Below are 17912 nucleotides of genomic sequence, written 5' to 3'. Positions count from 1 at the left end.
AAGAGAGGGCTGGCTTACAAATTCTTACGTTGGACAGATCACAGTGTGCCGCGTTTCCTGCAATTTTCCACTCAGGCCGGGTTGCGTTGGCTCAATTTCTTCGCGGTCAGCAATGCAGCGTCGTAGTCGAATGCGGACAGCTCGCGCTGCAGGCGCCGTCCGGGCTCGCCCAGTGCATCGATCACCGACGACGATTCCCGCACCAGCACGCGGGCGCGCGTGTCACCCGCTTCAAGCAGGGGCAGCAGACTTTCGAGCAGGCCGTGCAGCGCCTCAGGATCGGGGTCGCCCGCCGATTCGACAGGTGCCGCAGGCGCACTGCGCGGCCTGCGCGTATCGAGCCAGCGCAGCAACATGCCGTAGAAATCGACCGGTTCGACCGGTTTGGATATGAAGTCATCCATGCCGGCATCGGCACAGGTGCGCCGATCTTCATCGAAGGCATTGGCGGTCATGGCGAGGATGGGCACAGCGCTCCAGCCGGGCAACCGGCGCAGCCGGCGCGTTGCCTCGACGCCGTCCATGCGCGGCATCTGCATGTCCATCAGCACCAGGTCGTAGCGCGTATCGCGCGCGCGCTCCAAAGCCTGGACGCCGTCCTCGGCGATGTCGGCGACGAGGCCGGCCTCTTCCAGCAGGGCGAGCGCCACTTCGCGATTGATGGGGTTGTCTTCGACCAGCAGGATGCGTGCGTCGCCATACCGCGTGCGCAAGCGACCCGCCGCGTCGTCCGGGCTCTCGCTGACGGCGCGCACTGCGGTCTGTCCGTCATGCAGCGCCAGCCGGGCAGTAAACCAGAAAGTACTTCCCTGGCCCGGTTCGCTCGTAGCACCCGCGTCGCCGCCCATCAGTCGGGCCAGCTGGCGTGTGATCGCAAGACCGAGACCGGTGCCGCCGTAGCGGCGGGTGGTGGATGCGTCGGCCTGCTCGAAGGTGCGGAAAAGGCGCCCGAGCTCTGCCGGTGCAACGCCTACACCGGTGTCGCTGACCTCGAACCGGATCATCACCGTGCCATCGACCTGTTCGTCGCCTTCGTCCACCCGGCGTGCGGTCAACGTGATGCCGCCGTGCTCGGTGAATTTCACCGCATTGCTGAGGTAATTGAGCAAGGCCTGCCGCAGGCGGATCACGTCACCGACGAGCAGCGGTGGCATGTCTTCACTGCTGACATGCAGGTACAGACCGCGTTCGAGCGCACGTTCGAGCAGCATGGAGCGCATCTGGTCGAGCAGCGAATCGATGCTGAATTCCACTGCTTCGAGCTTGAGCTTGTCGGCGTCCATCTTCGACAGGTCGAGCACATCGTCGATGATGTGGCGCAGGTGGCCGGCCGCATCCTCGATCTTGGTCAGCCGCTCGCGCTGTACGGCATCGAGCCCGGAACGCGACAGCAGATGGGCCAACCCGACGATGGCGTTCATCGGCGTGCGGATTTCATGGCTCATGTTGGCGAAGAACAGGCTCTTCGAGCGGTTGGCCGCCTCGGCGGCCTCCTTTGCGAGCGCCAGTTCCGACGTGCGGCTGAGCACCAGTTCTTCCAGCCGGTTGCGGTGGCGCTGCAGCTCTTCCTCCATGCGCTTGCGTTCGGAAATGTCCTGGGTGACTGTCACGTAGTGACTGATGTGGCCGTCCGGCTGACGGATCGGCGTCATGCCCAGGTATTCGAGCGCGTCCCGTCCATCGGTGCGACGCACCGTGAATTCCCCTTTCCAGGCGCGCCCCTCATCGAGCGCCAGCCGCATGGCGCGGCTCGGGTGCGCGTCATCCTGGTCGGACGGCATGTACAGCGAACGCAGGTCGCATCCGATCAACACGCTGCGCCCCAGCCCGGACAGTTTCAGGTAGGCGTCATTGACATAGGTGACACGCCCGGACGAATCGGTGATGACGATGCCGGCGGGATTCTGCTCGACCGCCTGCGACAGCATGTGGATCGACTGTTCGGCCCGCTTGCGGTCGGTCACGTCCTGCAGCGTGCCGCGCAGGCGCACCACCCGGCTGCCGTCGCTGACCGGGGAACCGACCGCCCGTACCCACTTTCGGCGGCCGGTCGCGCTGGTCATTTCCAGTTCGAGGTCATAGGGCTGCGCCGCGTCGATGGCCGACCGGATGGCCGCTTCGAGGCGGCGGCGATGTTCGCCGTCGAAACGTTCCAGCCCGCTCGCCAGCGTTGCTTCGTCGCCCGGAGCAATATCGTGGATGCGCATGACCTCGTCGGTCGAGCTGACGCGACCACTCGCCACGTCCAGCGACCAGGCACCGATATGCGCCATTTCGCCCATTTCGCGCAGCAGTTCTTCCCGCTCCTTAAGGGCACTGGCCACCGCCGTGCGCTCGGTGATGTCGGCCAGGATGCAGTGCGTGCAGACGAACTTTCCATCAAGGTCCCGCTGGATGCGACCGACCATCCAGACGACGACTTCATGACCATCGCGATGCTGCAGCCGGATCTCGCGTTGCGCCTGCCCTTTCTGCAGGAAGCTGGCGAAGCACGACGGGAAGTGATCGCGCGCCGCAGGCATCCATACATCGCCGAACAGGCGGCCGATCAGTTGTTCCGGCGCATAGCCGATCAGTTCGCACAGCACGGGATTAACGCTCAGGAAACGGCCCTGCTCGTCGAGCGATTGATAGGCGACCGGAGATTGTTCGAACAGCGAGCGGAAACGCGCCTCGCTCTCGCGCAGCGCGGCTTCGGCGCGGAAGCGATCGGTGATGTCGCGTGCCACGCCATACAGCCCGATCACGCGACCCGATGGATCGTGCATCGGACCCTTGGTACTGAGGAAGACACGTTCGCCATCGGCGGTGACCAGCCTTTCCTCGAAGCGGATGACCTGGTTCTGCTGCATCACCCGGCGGTCGTTTTCCATCACCTGCTGCGCTTCGGCCGGCGGATGCACCGAGCGGTCATCGCGGCCGAGCACGGCATCTTCGGTGGTGTTCAGCAGGCGGCAGGACTCGGGATTGAACAGCAGATAGCGCCCGTCGGTGTCCTTGGCGAACATCGGGTCGGACGAACTGTTGACGAAGGAATCAAGCAATGAAGTTGCCTGCCTGCGCTCGGCCTGCAGACGCATTTCGCGGTCAAGTACATCCATCGTTCCGCTGACCAGGCGCCGCATCAGCAGATACAGCGCCACCGCAGTGACGGTGACGAAGAACCATCCCTTGAAAATGCTGAAGCGCGTGCGGACAGGCCCCTCGGGCGTGACCATCTCGAGCGCTTGATCGGACAACAGTATCCACAGTCCCGAAATGATCAGATAGCCGAGCACGACGTTGAGCACGCCGCGGCTGGCGCGCTGGCGCGCCACAGCCAGATCCTGCTGCACCTCGTGGTCAATGGGCGTCGGCATGGCGCTGCGCGATGTCGATGAAGGCGTCGTAGCACGCGACGAAGGCGTCCACCACGTCCGGATCGAAGTGGGTGCCGCGTCCGGCAAGGATTTCGCGCTTCACCTGATCGGCAGGAAAGGACGCCTTGTAGACCCGACAGGTACTCAGGGCATCGAACACGTCAGCCAGCGCCATCAGGCGGGCCGACACCGGGATCGCGTCGCCGGCCAGCGCGTCCGGGTAGCCGCTTCCGTCCCAGTGCTCGTGATGCCAGTGCGCGATTTCCTTGGCCAGCGACAGGAAACCGACCGGTTCGTCGCCACCTGATCCGGTGCTTTCGCATTCGGCCCGCTCGATCGCCTGCGCACCGAGCAGAGCGTGTGTCTTCATCACCGTCCATTCCGCGTCGTCAAGCTTGCCCCGCTTGTGCAGGATGGCGTCCGGGATGCCCACCTTGCCGATGTCGTGCAGCGGCGCGGACCGCACCAGCAGCTCGATGTAGGCCGGCGTCAGTGTGGATGCGAAGCGCGGATGCATGGCGAGCTGTTCGGCCAGCACGCGCACGTAGATCTGCGTGCGCAGAATGTGCGCGCCGGTCTCCTGGTCGCGCGTTTCAGCCAGTTCGGCCAGGGCACGGATGCTGACCGCCTGGATGCGGTCGTTTTCCGTCATGCGCCGCGCGACCTCCTGCTCCAGCCACGTGTTCTGGTCACGCAGTACGTCGCGCGCCATCCTGGCCTGCAGCTGGGTACGCACGCGAGCCAGCACGACCAGTGGCTTGAGCGGTTTGGCGATGTAGTCGACCGCCCCGCGCGCCAGCCCGGCCTCTTCGTCGCCAGCGCCGGCAAGCGCCGTGACGAAAATGACCGGGATGTCGCGCGTTGCCGGGTCGGCACGCAGCGCATCGAGCACGGCGTAGCCATCCATGCCGGGCATCATGACGTCGAGCAGGATCAATGACGGCGCCTCCGCGTCCTTCGCAAGGCGCAGCGCCGAGCGCCCGTTGTTCGCCGCCTTCACGCAATACCCCGCTGCACGCAGAAGGCCATCCAGCACTTCTAGGTTTTCCGGCATGTCGTCGACGATCAGTATGCTCGTCGCGTCCGGCGCACCTGTTTCGCTCATGTGACACGTAATGATTTGACGGGTCACCTAGCTTGCACCGCGACGACGCCGGTACGCAACCCGAAATCCGCCGGGAAACCAGCAGTTATCGATTTTTGCCGGAGTCGATTGCCCGACGCCTCAGATGGCAGTGCCCTGCACCGGCCGGTCGAGGCCGGCCCGTGCAAGGGTGTCGGGACGTCTTACAGCGGGCCGCCCGCTTGATGGCGTTATAAATTCCATCGCACGCAAAGCACAAACGAACCCGGCTGGCCGTACGCCGCGCGAACCACACCGGTCGCAAACTGCTCGGCTCCATTGACCAGGATCGCCACCTCGGTGAGGTTGAAACACTGAAACGGCACGTCGCAGTTGCCGTCGGTGGTCAGGTAGCTGCCGAGGGGGTCGAGCGAGCCACTTGCGTCGGAAAAATGCAGATCGTAGTTTTCGTAGCCGTTGAAAAACCCGAAATCGCGACCCGCCTGGGACAACGCTGCCCCATCAAGCTTCGACGTCAGCCTGGCGTCGCCCGCCGCGAAGTCGGCCGAATGCGCCAGCACGAAGGTGACTTCATAAACACGAACGCCCTCATACCCCGCGATGTCCTGAATGCCAGCCGACGCCGGTGAGGACAGGAACACCGCCGCCAGGCCCGCGCCTTTCAACCATGCCAACCGACGACAGATAAGTCTTTCATTTCCCCCCGGGTTTGCGCGGAACCACAACGCAATTCCCTGATCGGCACACGCCGCGCGTGTTCGCCGGACCGCATACACAGCGTAAGAAGAATTCAGGCCGGCGTTCGCATGACATTGATGGAAAACGGAGTTTTGTCATTTCGATGACTACCGCGGCGGGGATGCAAAGCAGCCTGACACCTGACGAAGCTGGCACACCCCGCGCCTTGCTCCCACTGCCTGACGCACAGCCGCCAGCCCTTCGGCTGCGAGGAGCCAGCATGCAAAGGACCAGGGCGATCCCCCCGATCCCCGCCATTCACGTCATTCGCATTCCTTTTCCCCGGACCATGTGACGCTTAAACCAGCACGGCCTTGACCGGCCGGCGCAGGGACGATGGCAACGCCGGTCCGCGACCGAAACGCACCACCAAGTCGGGACGCTGGCCGTTCAGTCCGATCGCGGCGGCGAACTGCGGCCGGATCGATCGAACTTCAACGGGCTGGTTCAGGAAAGCGTTGCGGATGCCAAGCGCCGTTGCCTGCAGCGCGAACCGCTCGTAGCAACGCCCCACCTCCACCCAGTGCGCCTTGTCGTCGGCCTGGCCGACGAACACGGCGATGCCGGCAGAACTGCGGATCTGACGCACGTACTTGTCATTTTCGCTCTTGGGTGTGTAGAACCAGTCGAAGGCAAGCTCACCCAGCCACGCCGGTATGGACGGGTTTCCTGTCGACCCGCTGTACAGGCCATCCCGGGTGCGAACCGCGTCGGGGCCATTGAACCGGATCCAGGACTTGAGTTCCTTGACGAACGCCGGGTCCGCCATCTGGGCCGTATTGGCCTGAACGACATAGTCGAGCACGCGTTCCATGGACGGGCGATCGGCCCACAGCAGCATCCGCACACTGCTCGAAGTGCCGGCACGTTCGAGCAGGACCCGTTCCTCCATGGACAGCGGCTTGCCGTCATAGTCGCCACGCGTGCACTGCCGCGCATGAATCGCATCGAACAGGGGCGAGGCCTGGGCGGGTTTGGGTGCCAGCGTCAATCGGACGACGTCGCGGATGGCGTCGAAGCTGGCGACGGCCTCGAGTCCATGGGCGGACGCGGCCTGGATCAGGTTCTCTGCGGCGCAGCCAAGCGAGACAAAAACATGGTGGTCGTCTGGATCGACGGCGGGACACCGACGCGACAGGTCGGGAAGGATCGTGATCGCCCCTTCTTCGAGGACGAACCTCCAGCATTGCGTGTTGTGACTCGACGGTGCAAGCGTCGCGCAGCGAACGAGTTCCTCGCTGAGCGCTGTGCCTTCGGTGCCGGCCACGGAACCGACGCGCCAGGTTCGCGCCGCGACCGCCTCGTAGCCCTGGGGGTCAGGCTCCTGCGTGCACGCCGACAACAGCGACGCACCGCCCAGGAGGGCCGGTGCCGACGAGACAAACTGCCTTCGAGAAAAGTTAACCACCGGAATCCTCGATCCATGCAGCCACGGGGTGAATCGGTCCGCTTGAGGTCAACCGACATCCATGCTGGCACCTCGACGGCAGGATTGATCAGCTTGGACACTCCGCCGCGACAGGTCTGTACGTCACAGCACGTACCCGGAATGCTCCGGCGACGCCTCATTCCCACTCGATGGTTTCCGAGGGATGGAAACCCCGCATGAATGCAGCTTTGCGGGATCTGGACATCGTACTTTACCGTCACTGCCAGCGTGAAGACGCCCGCTTGGTCCGCCTCCAATACCGCAGCACCGACCGGATGGCCGCAGAGATCGCCTCCCTCGGCGCCCACGATTGCAAATGTTTTTCGGATCGGTTGCAGGATGGCGTGCTGGCCTGGTCACAGGTGCAAGTCGGTATTGCGCCTCACGCATCGGGACGCCTCTCGCAGAAGAAGCAATCAGGCAGGATGGCCGGGGCGATGTAGTCGATGTCCCTGGCTGACACGCCGCAGGCGAAGAAGCCGTCTCGCCAATGCCGGACGATATCGACGAGCCGATCGATTTGCCCGCGCGCCTCTTCCGCTGACAAGCCGAAACGCCCCGCCTGCGACAGGAGGTTGTAGATGCTGGCCGTGCGACCGTAGTCGCCGACGGTCAAGGCCAGGTCGCGCCTCTCCAGGCTGACCACGGGTGCGGGCACGAGGTCGTAGGCCGGCGACAGCCGCCATCCCTTCTGCCTGCGTAGCAGAGCGTGGTTGCGCGGATGATCATCGTTGTTGGTCACGGCAGCATTGAAGACCATACGCCTGAAGAGTTCGGCGCAGTCGGCTTCCGGCTTGTCGGACCAGCGGCGCAAGTTATCGGCCATCAACGGGTAGGACCAACGTTCCCGGTCCAGGTGGCTATCGCCGCAGTCGAGCACGGTCAGGCCACTGACGAGACCGAAGCGCAGGTAACCCTTGTCGGTGTAGTCGCGATCGAACCGCTGCAGCATCAGCACGTCGCTCTCGCCAACGGGCTGGAGCCGCGCCTGTGTGACATTCAGGCCGCATCTCCGAGCCAGGTCGAGCGTCGCAAATTCGACCCGCTGCAGATTGACGCGGTCATGTCTGGCGGGAAACTTGCCAAGCCAGAGAATTTGCGCATCCTCGATCGTGGCCTTCGGCCGCGCACCACCCATGCTGGTGCCTGGATCAAGCTGTTCGAGCAGATGGGCGGCCACCGGGCGGCCCTCTTCGATCGCCTGTGTAGCGGCGATCAGCTCGGCCAACTGGTGCGTGCGGTTGTACTGCCGCTTGGGCGCGGGCGGTTCGGCCTTCAGCCCGAAGCTCAAGTACCCTGCCCCGTCTTGCGGACCCTGTAGCAGATAGTCGATTTCCTGGAGGTCAGCCGCGCTGCGCTCCAGCTTGTGCTCGATCACGCGCCGTCCCCAGGCGTCGGGGCCGGCGTCTCGAACCGCACCGGGAATCCCCTTGAGCTGGGTGAACGCAAAGACTTCCCTGGCAAGAGGCAGCTGGAACGGATCGAGTGCAACCGCCTCTTGGCGCTGAAGGTAGCGGTCGCCGTAGCGAAACCGCCCTATCTGTGTGCCGTCGGGCAGCGTCTGCAACCTGAGCAGCGCTGCCGGCACCGTTTCCAACGTGCCCGGGAGTTGAATGTAGACATAGGCTTCGCGCTCAGAAGTCATAGTCGTCGCTCGCCTTGCGGGCCTTGCCAGCCCGCTTCGGACGGCGCGACGCTTCGAGCGCCTTGCCGTGGAGATCGCTGTCGGGATCCGCAACAGCGGACAGAGACTTGTCCAGGCCGAGTGCCCACAGTACCGTGAAGCACACGCCAACCGCCGTACCGGGCTTACCGAGTTCCAGCGCCGTGAGCGTGTTCCGGTTGATCCCCGCCTTGCTGGCGAGATCGGCAACTGACCAGCCGCGCCGAATCCGCGCCACCCGGATGCGCTGACCCAACTGGGCAACCTGCTCGGTGGCCTGCAGGGGCATCACAAATTTGCTCATTAAACCAGGCACTCCATGCACTCAATGCCCAATATATTGGGCTTTTACGACACCGAGCACAAGTCGAGCATGAGCGAGAAAATCACCAAACCAGGCAAAAAATTCGATAACGCCCAAGATCTTGGGCATTTAATGATCAGATTTTCGCGCTTCCTTTCGCGGGGAAGGAGCGTCTCCCGGTAGATCCCTCTCTGGAAGAACACTGAAGAGGACCACGATCGGCATGCAACGCTATCGAGGCCGATCCGACATCGCTGGCCCCTTACATCCCACGCCAGGCGCCGCCCCTGCCTGAAGCGGTTCTTTCAGTCGTGGCTGAAGTCTGATTCGCTCAGAGCCCGGTTCCGCGGGACAGTGCCCCCGCCGAGCGCTCAGTGCGCCGTCCAGCCGCCATCCACCGGCAACACAGCGCCGGTGATCGAGGCGGCATCGTCGCTGCACAGGAAGCACGTCAGCGCAGCCACCTGCTCGACCGTCACGAACTTCCTGGTCGGCTGTGCGGCCAGCAGCACGTCGCGGACGACGGCCTCGGCCGTGATGCCGCGTGCCCGGGCGGTGTCCGGGATCTGCGCGTCGATCAGTGGCGTCCGCACGTAGCCCGGGGCGACTGCGTTGACCGTGATACCCGCTTCGGCCACTTCGAGCGCCACCGACTTGGTGAGCCCGGCCACGCCGTGCTTGGCCGCGACATAGGCCGACTTGTACGGACTGGCCACCAGCGCATGGGCGGAGGCGATATTGACGATGCGGCCGAAGCCCCGGCGCTTCATGGCCGGCAGTGCGAGCCGCGTGGTGTGGAAGACGGCCGTCAGGTTGATCGCGAGGATGGCATCCCACTGTTCGACCGGAAACTCGTCCACCGGCGCCACATGCTGGATGCCCGCATTGTTGATCAGCAGGTCGACGCAGCCGAACTCCGCCAGCGCCCCGGCCATCATGGCCTCGATCGCTTCGGGCCGGCGCATGTCCGCACCGTCGTAGCGCACCCGGACGCCGTAGCGCTCGGCGAATTCCGCCGTCAGCCGCGCAGTGGCGGCCAGATCGCCGAAACCATGGAGGATGACGTTGGCGCCCTGAGCGGCGAGGCCGTGAGCGATGCCCAGCCCGATGCCAGAGGTGGAGCCGGTGACGAGTGCGGTCTTGTCCTTCAGCATGGTGTCGGTGTCCCGGTGAAGTGTGAAATAAACATGCGCCGGTCAGGCGACGCCCAAGACTACGCTGGCGCGTGCCTTTGGGTGTGCGGCCGAAGGCAGGTAGTGCTCGTGCCCCTGCCGGCTCAGTGCGAAGCGGCCGACGACATACAGCGACATCCGCTCCCCACCTCCAGGCTGCGAACCACACCCTCCCACTGCAGATGGCGACACCAGCCAGCCGCTGCCCATATAGCGCGCGACGAGGCTGTTGGAGTAGCCATGTGCCCGCAGCCAGCGACTAGGCCCCAGGCGCGTGTCGCACAGCTTGACCCGAAAAAGGTTCAGTTTTTCCTGGGTTTTGATCACTCATGGTGCTCAAAACACAGATTTCATGAACTCTCGTCAATGCCTGAAAGTTTGGTCAAGGAAAAAAAGATCACTCATAGTGATCTATTTACAACAGACCTAAACCATAGGCGTCTCATTGGTGGCGGCCTGACTTAACCCCAGCGAGCCACGGCAAAGCCCGGGACGATTCATCGGCACCGAGCCCAGCCCGGGTGATCGAGTTAGCCAAAGACAGCTGGGCGTTCGCCAATCGCCGACTTGGGCGCGCTTACTGCTACAGTCGATTAGGGCGATTTTGAAACTGTCGCTCAACACTTGCGCGGGGCCTTCGAGAAAACCAGCCCAAGCCTGCACAGCATCTTTGGCGAGGATGTGAAGCGCCTGCGTGATACACGTCAGACCGAGTCCAGCCTTAAGTCGAGTACATCGGTTCTCGAGCCTTCAGCGACTAATCGTCATTTCGTACAGCCCGCGAAAGCTGTCGAAAATCGAGAATGGACTTGGCTGTGATCGACATGGGTCTTTACCGTCGCGCCCGCCGCAGAAAGCTGTCATGTTGGTAGTGGGCGTACGCATTTTGCATGCGCGGCAGAGTCAACACCTGCGGGGCTCCCGAATTCAGCGGGTCGTCGCAACGGACGGAGCGGGTCGCCTCTGTGGCGGGCAAGCGGGACAAGTGACACGTGCCACTTTGCGGCGCCCGAGAGTGGAACCGATATCTGACAAGCCGGTGCCTCCTGCGGCTAGGTCGTGAAGGAGGCGCTCCAGCGTGGCCCGTTCGTTGGCGTACATCCCACCGCGCGCACCTTCGAATCCCACGTTCCAAGCGGCGAGCTTTTGCCCAAACCGAAGTGCCGAGTCCACCAACACGGCCCCTCCGCGGCGCAAACCCTCAGCGCCACCAGCGCACGACAGTGAGATCAATCCGGCCGTGCACCAATCACCTGAACCACAGGTGTCGGCTAGGACTGACGCCTGTACTGCGTCCAAGGAACTCCACTTCGAAACACCGGTTCCGAATCGATGACGATAGCGTAGGCCGTGTGCTCCAAAGGTTTGAACTTCCACCAACGTGGCGCTGCCCGATTCCATGGTACCGGGCACCGATGCGAATCTTTCGTCCGAATACTTGATCACATGAGCGAGCTTCACCGCTTGTGCAAGCTGGTTTTCGTCGCACTTTGCGGAGGGCTCGAAGATCACGACCGCGCCATTGTCGGCAGCGCTCCTCGCCATCAGCAACGCCGCTGGCGAGAGACGGTCCATGAAGAACGCCTTGGTTCCCGGGAAATGCTCAGTCACCGGCTCCGCGGCCTTGATAGTGACTGGCTTAAAGCTCGGAAGCCAGCTACCACAATGCGGGCATGACCAAGAAAAGCGATGCCGTGGCGCCCCGTCGCCCGAACGAAGAATGTGCTGAATAATAATCGGCGTGTCCGTCGTGGGGCCGCAACTCGCGAACTTGAGCTGAACACCCCACTTCTTCAGATCGGCTCGAACGCGCTGCGATGCAGCGTCCCTATTAAGGCGCGCAATCGGAAACGCATCCCACCCCAACAGCGCGAGAATGGCCAAAACGTTGCCACACGTGCCCCCGGCCCACGCGTGCGCGGGCTCACTTCGATCTGCGCTCATCACGAGATCGAGCGCGATCAGTCCAGTGCCGAAAATCTTCGGCCGAAGTGCGGGGGATTCGTTCATGCAGCGGGCTTCCAGGTGCTGTTCAGCAGGGGCCGCGGCTGGGGATACACGTCGCCCTCCAGCCAGACATGCATCAAGAACGGCGCGGGCGGCTCAACGTCGGCAGCATGGGTAAAAGTATACCCGATGGACTCAAGGTGAGCTACCGGCAAGTCCCGTTCGAGCGCTGCCAACAGCGCCCCCAGTGCCATGATCTTGCTGCCAACCGGCGACAGTACAAGCAGCGATCCACCAAACTCCTGAAAGACGGGCCGGCGAAGGTCATCAAGCCGCAGGATGGTTCGGTACAGATCAAGCGGGTCGTCCTCAGCGCCGTAAACAACGTTGCGCGTATCGACGGACCAGGCGTTCTCAAACTCGGCGATGAAATCGGCGACGAGTTCGTCGCCATGGCGCGGATTGCTTGCCGGAAACGGCAGGATTGGACAAGTGTCGTGCGGGTCGACGAAACTGTGCAGGCGTAGCAATGCACCCCTGCGTTCCCGGGCGAGCTGGGGCAGCCACAACTTCGCCGCACGCACCGTACTTTCCAGGGTCGCCGGCCCTCGAAAGCCGTGTACATAACCTGGGACATCCCCGGCAATTGGCACGATCGCATCGTCGAGCCGCGGGTCATGGGCCACGAACACATGAATATTTGCTGGAGGGCGCGCCTGGTTGCCGCGTTCGAACAGGTACTTGACCATCGGGAAGCTCGTGCCGACCGACAACGCGCTCATATCGATCACCACATCGGTCCGATCGCTGAAGTCCTGCCTGTTGAGCTTAGCCACGATGTTTCGGCCGCCAACCACGGCACCGTCACTACCGAAGATGTCAAGGTCGACAATCTCGCACTTCTCGAACAACCCTTCCAACGCAAGCCGATTGACCTCTGCACGCTCGACCAGAGCCGGCGCGGCGTCTGGGCGATTCTCCCTCACTAAAAATGCACGGAGGTCCTTGCATGACTCGGCGATTGATCCTCCGACGACGGCGGAACGAGGATCGAACCCGGCGCCCGCTATGAAGAGAACACGGCGGGACGCATCGCTGAAGTAGTCCTTAATGAAGTCGCGTACTTCATCTCCGCGATGCGAGATGCAGGGATCCCAACGAAGTGAGCGAGCCATCTCAATGATCGCCCAGCAGCTTGAGCAGATCGTCAGCGCGCCGTTCGAGAAATCCTCCGCGGCGCAGCGTCAGCCCATGGTGCAAAAGCAGCGTCCCGCCCAGTTCGACCAAGCACCAAATCTTCTTCTTTGTTCCGTGGTTCGGGACGAGCATGAAGCTGTTGTAGGCCACCCCGAACTGCAGAACACGCGCAAGCGCCGGGTGTCTTCGGGGAATTTCATCAAACTCGTCTTGAGGGATACCAAATGCGGATGCACCGCCACCAAGTGAGGCATTGGGCTCAAGGCTCTTCTTCAGACATTCTTTGGCGATGCCATCGGCCAGTCTGCGGACTAATTGGTGCTGCGGGAAGTCCCAATCCCGAAGGATTTCGCCGGCTTTCTCCCGCAGCAACGTATGTTGCATGCCGCTAGTCAGCGTCGGAGGTTTGGCACGGATGAGCTGGGTCTCCGACTGCGAGACCAGTCGGCCAGCAAGTTGGAGAAACTGCTCGGCATTCTCGGAACTCGCATCGCAAAGGATGTCTATTCCGAAGAAATAGGGCCGATCGTAACGATGGAGCAGATGAACGCGTGCCCCTTCTGCGACATCCGAGTCCGCCGTGAGCGGCTTGGCTGGCTCGACGTCGGCAGCATTGCCGTCTGCGGCATCGACGTCTATAGCATTGGCATCAAAAAGCCCGCGCTGAGGAACTCGGTTGGCATAGCGCGCGAAGAGTATGGACATCATCGCGAGTCGTACATCCTCTCCTCCTTCACCGCTCGCCTGTAGATATCGATCGACTTCTTCTTCGATGGCTTGCCGGCGCTTGGCCGACACCCCGTGACGCCGCTGCATGGCGGCAACAGCGCCCCGCAGCTGCTCGACCTTGCTAGGCGCGATCGCCTCGGCTTGCGTAGAAAGGAGATCGCCCAGACTGTTGAGGCGGCGTCGATTGAACACGTCCATCTGCTGTAGGTAGCGGTTGGCCATGTCCTTGGCCATTTTGCGGAACGAGCGGCGTTGCTGCGCTCGGTCGTCGCTGCTCTGCAGCCAGATGCTTGTGATCTCCCGAGAGCGCTTGATTCCGGGCTCCTCGTCGTCGTCGCCCCGCGAGCTATCGGAAAGCACGTCTGAGGGATGCAGCGCGTCGAGGCGCATGAGGATCCAGCGGGACACTTTGAACTCACGTCGCGTCAGCCAACGAATGAGCAGTTGCAGCTGCGCCCGATGCAAGCTGTGGGCATCGTCGAAAATGACTAGCGGCCGGGCACTCACTTCACGATCGGCACCCCTGAAGACAATCTCTTCGATGACATCGAAGGGGCGATAGCCGGCAGCTGCATCAGCATCAATCTCGCTCACGTCCGGAGGGACGAGCGCTGCAGAGACCTTGTAAATCGCTAACTCAACCTGCGATGCGCGGGCAAACAACGATGGGCCATCGCGTCCGCCGATCGCTGCTAACGCTGCTTCGGAACCCGGGCGTGGCCTGATCGATATGTTTTCGAGAAGAATCCCGGCATCCGTGAGGCTACGCAACCACGCGAGCACCGCGCGCGCCTGGAGCAGCGCCGTCATCAGTCCTCCTTTGAGATCTTCCGAGTAAGGAAACTCCCAGAACTCACGGTATTCCGCTTCGAGCGGGATACGCCCTCCGACGATGATTGGCCCCTCGTCACCGATGGCACGGCAGGACGTGAGAGAGTCTAGCAACGCCTTGTGTGTGCTAAGACTGCTGTTGCGCAGCAGCGTACGGAGAGTCGGGTAAAGGAACAATCGCGCGAGCGTCGTCTTCCCACTTCCCGGCGTGCCGACGATGACCGCCAGGCGGTCGTACAACGACCCTTCTTCGGCATACCGTTGAAAGAACGTAGTCAGCGGCTCCGGTGTCACGACCGCCAAGAAGGCCTCGTCATCGCGCAGGTATTCGGTCGCTCGCTTTTCGAAAGGGTTGGACATGATCGTTAAGCGTGACGCTGCCGCCGACGAAAGAGTGGTCGCATAGCAGCAGCCTGCACGCCGCCATCGCGAGCGCCGCCTTCCGTTTCTGCCCACAGTAAAGCAACCGAATTGTTGGGCGTGTTGTGGTCGAGCACGAGCGGCAAGGCGCACCCACCGTATCCCAGGCCCAAGTGTTCGACACCGCCCACGTCGGTGTGCGACGTTCGCAACACAGGGTCGTAGTACTTGCGCGTCAGGGCGATGAAGTCATCGTGACGACCCGGGACCTTGTCGACGGGCAGATCCTCGGGCAGTGTGGTGCCGAAACTAAAATGAGTCGCCTGAGCCCATCCCTCGCCGGCCAGCGCAGCGCGAGCTTCGCGCTCACGGGCTTCTACGGCATCGCAGGCAGCCTTGGTACCGATGTAGTGGTGAACACACAGCTGCCAGCCCGGCTCGAGCAATCCACTCTCGTCCAGCGTTTCAAGGGCGTTGGCCAGCGAGTCCTTGAACTTGATCAGCTTGCCCTTCCACTTTGTCTTGGATTCATCGTATCGAAGGAGCGACGTGCCGGTACCCATGAAATCGTCAATCAGGTAGACGATCGAGAACCGCGCCGTCTTATCCTTCAGATCACCTCGCAGCGAGTCGCGCAGATCCTGCCACTTGTCCTTATCGACCTGCGTGGCGACAACCAGTTGTTCGTTGGTCAAGATACCGACGTTCGAGTGCCGAACAATGTCGATCCGGGCTCCATCACTCAGCCCCATGAAGAGCGTCTGACGTCGCAGACGTTCGATTGCCGCAGTTGCCAGCGGGCTCGCGAGCACGCGATAAAGCGGAATGCCTTGCTGGGCTGCGACCGTTCGCACCAACCTGTCTCGAACGACACGCGGATAGAACTGCTCGACGAGGCGCTGGATTTCTGCGGGACCGATGTAAAGCAAGGTCGTTCGCAGGAATCGGTAGGCCACCTGCCTTTCGGCCCGTTCGAACTGCTGCAACCAAGTTGCGAGGCTTTCGACAAACCGCATCCCAGCCTGGAAGTCTCGATAACCGTCGTACTTCAGCCGAGCCATCAGGCGGAGCCACTCGAACTCTCGACGAGCCTGTTCGTCATTCCATTGGAGAATTCCGCTCAGTATCCTCAGCCCGAGTTCCTGGTTCATCGCGCAGACAAGTCGAATCGAAGGGCCGCGCCTTCATTGACGAGCGCACGCAAGTAGACGAGGGTCACTTCGATGCCTCGTTGGCCTCGCGGCGCGAGGTTCCAGCATGTTTCGGAATCAACGCTCAACTCGTCCACGCTAAGCGCGTACGGGGTCTTGAGAAGCTCGTAGTCGTTGCCCGGCCATCGACCACGATCTCCGATAGCTAGCCAGTGGGTTCCCGGATGATTGGCCTGAAGCCGTTGCAAGACATTCAGTTTGGTTACGTTCGGTGCGACGACATCCACGGAGTGGCTTGAACGCGTGACGCTAAGATGACGTCGGGCGGTGAGCAGCAGAGTCTGCTGCGCCAGATCCCAGAGACGACCCTCGGTGGTGGGCCGTCGCGCTTCAAGCGTAATCTGGTATCTGCGATCCGTCTGGCTCGCAATGTCGACGAGTTCGGTCTGGGAGCGCAGAGCACTCGCAACCGCAGATAACTCCTCGCAGACTGTCTCCGTCGAGTCGGGTACCGCATCGTCGGACAGCAGCCCCAATTCGGCGCCGTTGTAGTAGCCAATCAGCACGCGGTCCCAGCACTCGCGGGGTACGACGGTTCTGAGGTCACGTCTAACCGACGCGCCACGCCCGGTTGCCACGCCGATCCGGCCGCCCGAGAAGAGAATACGCGACAGTTCGGCTGCTATCGCATCGGACGGCGGGTCGAACCGCGAGCGCGAGTCGACCAATGTCCCGTCATAGTCGAGGATCGCACCGGCAAAACGTGCTTCCTTAAGTCTGCGTCGGAAGGCGCCTAGGCTTTCTGACCACCACGGCAAATTCTCTTGACGTTCGAGTCGAGCGACAGGCTGACCCGCCTTGCGCTCTATAGCCACCACATCGTCGTCTTTCATTGACTGCGCGGCACTTCTGCGCGGTGGCTTGGGCAGTGCCAAGTGATAGAGCTTGCGCCCGAAATCGGGCACGCCGGGACGACCTGGGTCGAGATCCCGAGCTTCACCGGCCCATCCTGTGATCTTGAGCGCAGCAAAGAGTGAGGCCAACATGGCACACTCGGACGAGCCAGCGATTGGCAAACGGACTTGCGGAATTGAAGTCGGGATCAGGTCGAGGGTCTTCAGCGCAAGCTCTTCGTCGGCCGCAGATACAAACGCAATGACGGCGCTCTCATCGGCTCTCTTGGCTAACCAGTGGTGACGACCGTGCGCGAAGTTGCGGAAGTCGGCAATCTGGAGGTTTCCAAGCGCCGCTTCGGTGAACTTCGATTCCAGATCGACCGCGCCGATCCGCGTGGTGGGCCCGTGTAGAACCAGCGTCGTTGCCCGGCCCCAAGCCGGCTGCAGCAACGTTTTCCATTGGTCCCATCTTTCTGCGTCACGAAGAAGCGCGAGCAGTGCGCTGGATTCCTCGTCAAAGCGCGAATCCCCTTGGTCGAACTCGACAGCATACGCACGCGTTAAAAGTGTGACGAATGCGAGCAGCGAGTTCGTCGCAAGAAAGCCGTCCTTGCCAGCGGGCGGAGGATAGACGACTAGATCAGTAAACGGATGCGCGAGCGCCGCGGCGGAGAGTGGGCTGTCGGCCTTGCCGCACATCACGGCGAGTTGCCGAGGCTCGCGAGCCACCAATGCATGAAAGGCGGCAATGATGTCGACATTGGACCCTCCGGCGCTAACGAGCCAACTTGAAGTCGCCGACGAAATTGGCTCGAAGATGGCCTCAAGCGGCGTGGCTACCGCAGCCAAATGGCCCGTCCGCCTACGGTGAAGGCTCGCCAGCGCGTGAGCCGCTGTTAAGGAACCTCCGGAGCCAATTGCCATCAGCGATGACAGGCCAGCGGTCCGCACCGCCTGGCGCAACGCCGTGATGTCGCATGAGAGCGCCCAGGAGAACGTCTCCGCGAGCTTAGACATTTCGGTGGCGTAGGGACGTGCCATGCGGTTAGATA

The 17912-nt window shown here is 62.4% G+C and carries 13 protein-coding genes; all 13 read right to left on the bottom strand.

Annotated elements, in window-relative coordinates:
* Positions 1-71: 71 nt before the first annotated feature.
* Entirely contained in the window at positions 72-3359 is a 3288-nt protein-coding gene (locus tag NMQ14_RS07360; RefSeq protein WP_257094808.1) for a PAS domain-containing hybrid sensor histidine kinase/response regulator, read from the bottom strand.
* Positions 3343-4464 (bottom strand): two-component system response regulator, encoded by a 1122-nt coding sequence (locus NMQ14_RS07355; RefSeq protein WP_257094806.1) that lies wholly within the window; start codon positions 4462-4464, stop codon positions 3343-3345. Before NMQ14_RS07355 ends, NMQ14_RS07360 begins: the two co-directional genes overlap by 17 nt.
* A 209-nt stretch (positions 4465-4673) precedes the next feature.
* The gene (locus NMQ14_RS07350; protein ID WP_257094804.1) at positions 4674-5117 is read right to left on the bottom strand and encodes a hypothetical protein; all 444 of its coding nucleotides are present in this window, start codon (positions 5115-5117) and stop codon (positions 4674-4676) included.
* Positions 5118-5479: 362 nt separating this feature from the next.
* Positions 5480-6589: a hypothetical protein gene (locus tag NMQ14_RS07345; protein WP_257094802.1), complete on the bottom strand. Its 1110-nt coding sequence runs from the start codon at positions 6587-6589 to the stop codon at positions 5480-5482.
* A gap of 403 nt (positions 6590-6992) precedes the next feature.
* Positions 6993-8255 (bottom strand): type II toxin-antitoxin system HipA family toxin, encoded by a 1263-nt coding sequence (locus NMQ14_RS07340; RefSeq protein ID WP_257094801.1) that lies wholly within the window; start codon positions 8253-8255, stop codon positions 6993-6995.
* Positions 8245-8577 carry a helix-turn-helix transcriptional regulator gene (locus NMQ14_RS07335; protein ID WP_257094798.1) on the bottom strand — a complete coding sequence of 111 codons (333 nt, stop codon included), beginning with the start codon at positions 8575-8577 and terminating at the stop codon, positions 8245-8247. Before NMQ14_RS07335 ends, NMQ14_RS07340 begins: the two co-directional genes overlap by 11 nt.
* Before the next feature lie 371 nt (positions 8578-8948).
* Positions 8949-9731 (bottom strand): 3-hydroxybutyrate dehydrogenase, encoded by a 783-nt coding sequence (locus NMQ14_RS07330; protein WP_257094796.1) that lies wholly within the window; start codon positions 9729-9731, stop codon positions 8949-8951.
* 42 nt (positions 9732-9773) lie between these two features.
* Positions 9774-10076: a hypothetical protein gene (locus tag NMQ14_RS07325; RefSeq protein WP_257094795.1), complete on the bottom strand. Its 303-nt coding sequence runs from the start codon at positions 10074-10076 to the stop codon at positions 9774-9776.
* A 600-nt stretch (positions 10077-10676) separates the two neighbouring features.
* Positions 10677-11759, bottom strand: a complete 1083-nt coding sequence (locus tag NMQ14_RS07320; protein WP_257094793.1) for a carbohydrate kinase family protein — start codon at positions 11757-11759, stop codon at positions 10677-10679.
* The gene (locus NMQ14_RS07315; RefSeq protein WP_257094791.1) at positions 11756-12871 is read right to left on the bottom strand and encodes a hypothetical protein; all 1116 of its coding nucleotides are present in this window, start codon (positions 12869-12871) and stop codon (positions 11756-11758) included. The genes NMQ14_RS07320 and NMQ14_RS07315 overlap by 4 nt, the downstream gene beginning before the upstream one ends.
* A 1-nt stretch (position 12872) precedes the next feature.
* Positions 12873-14813 (bottom strand): hypothetical protein, encoded by a 1941-nt coding sequence (locus tag NMQ14_RS07310; protein ID WP_257094790.1) that lies wholly within the window; start codon positions 14811-14813, stop codon positions 12873-12875.
* 5 nt (positions 14814-14818) lie between these two features.
* Positions 14819-15964, bottom strand: coding sequence for a hypothetical protein (locus tag NMQ14_RS07305; protein ID WP_257094788.1), 1146 nt, complete (start codon positions 15962-15964; stop codon positions 14819-14821).
* A complete protein-coding gene (locus NMQ14_RS07300; RefSeq protein WP_257094786.1) occupies positions 15961-17901 on the bottom strand; it encodes an HAD family hydrolase in 1941 nt (646 codons plus the stop codon). The genes NMQ14_RS07305 and NMQ14_RS07300 overlap by 4 nt, the downstream gene beginning before the upstream one ends.
* Positions 17902-17912 lie beyond the last annotated feature (11 nt).

Origin of the sequence: Methyloversatilis sp. XJ19-13 (genome assembly GCF_024580155.1) — a bacterium.
In the GTDB taxonomy this organism is placed as follows: Bacteria; Pseudomonadota; Gammaproteobacteria; order Burkholderiales; family Rhodocyclaceae; genus Methyloversatilis.
Note: the sequence above shows the minus strand (reverse complement) of the source record. Positions and strands in the feature narration are given on the sequence as shown.

Excerpts from the sequence above, each read along its gene's own strand:
- NMQ14_RS07360 (WP_257094808.1), bottom strand. The coding sequence starts at position 3,359 with ATGCCGACGCCCATTGACCACGAGGTGCAGCAGGATCTGGCTGTGGCG.
- NMQ14_RS07355 (WP_257094806.1), bottom strand. The coding sequence starts at position 4,464 with ATGAGCGAAACAGGTGCGCCGGACGCGACGAGCATACTGATCGTCGAC.
- NMQ14_RS07340 (WP_257094801.1), bottom strand. The coding sequence starts at position 8,255 with ATGACTTCTGAGCGCGAAGCCTATGTCTACATTCAACTCCCGGGCACG.
- NMQ14_RS07335 (WP_257094798.1), bottom strand. The coding sequence starts at position 8,577 with ATGAGCAAATTTGTGATGCCCCTGCAGGCCACCGAGCAGGTTGCCCAG.
- NMQ14_RS07330 (WP_257094796.1), bottom strand. The coding sequence starts at position 9,731 with ATGCTGAAGGACAAGACCGCACTCGTCACCGGCTCCACCTCTGGCATC.
- NMQ14_RS07320 (WP_257094793.1), bottom strand. The coding sequence starts at position 11,759 with ATGAACGAATCCCCCGCACTTCGGCCGAAGATTTTCGGCACTGGACTG.
- NMQ14_RS07315 (WP_257094791.1), bottom strand. The coding sequence starts at position 12,871 with ATGGCTCGCTCACTTCGTTGGGATCCCTGCATCTCGCATCGCGGAGAT.
- NMQ14_RS07310 (WP_257094790.1), bottom strand. The coding sequence starts at position 14,813 with ATGTCCAACCCTTTCGAAAAGCGAGCGACCGAATACCTGCGCGATGAC.
- NMQ14_RS07305 (WP_257094788.1), bottom strand. The coding sequence starts at position 15,964 with ATGAACCAGGAACTCGGGCTGAGGATACTGAGCGGAATTCTCCAATGG.
- NMQ14_RS07300 (WP_257094786.1), bottom strand. The coding sequence starts at position 17,901 with ATGGCACGTCCCTACGCCACCGAAATGTCTAAGCTCGCGGAGACGTTC.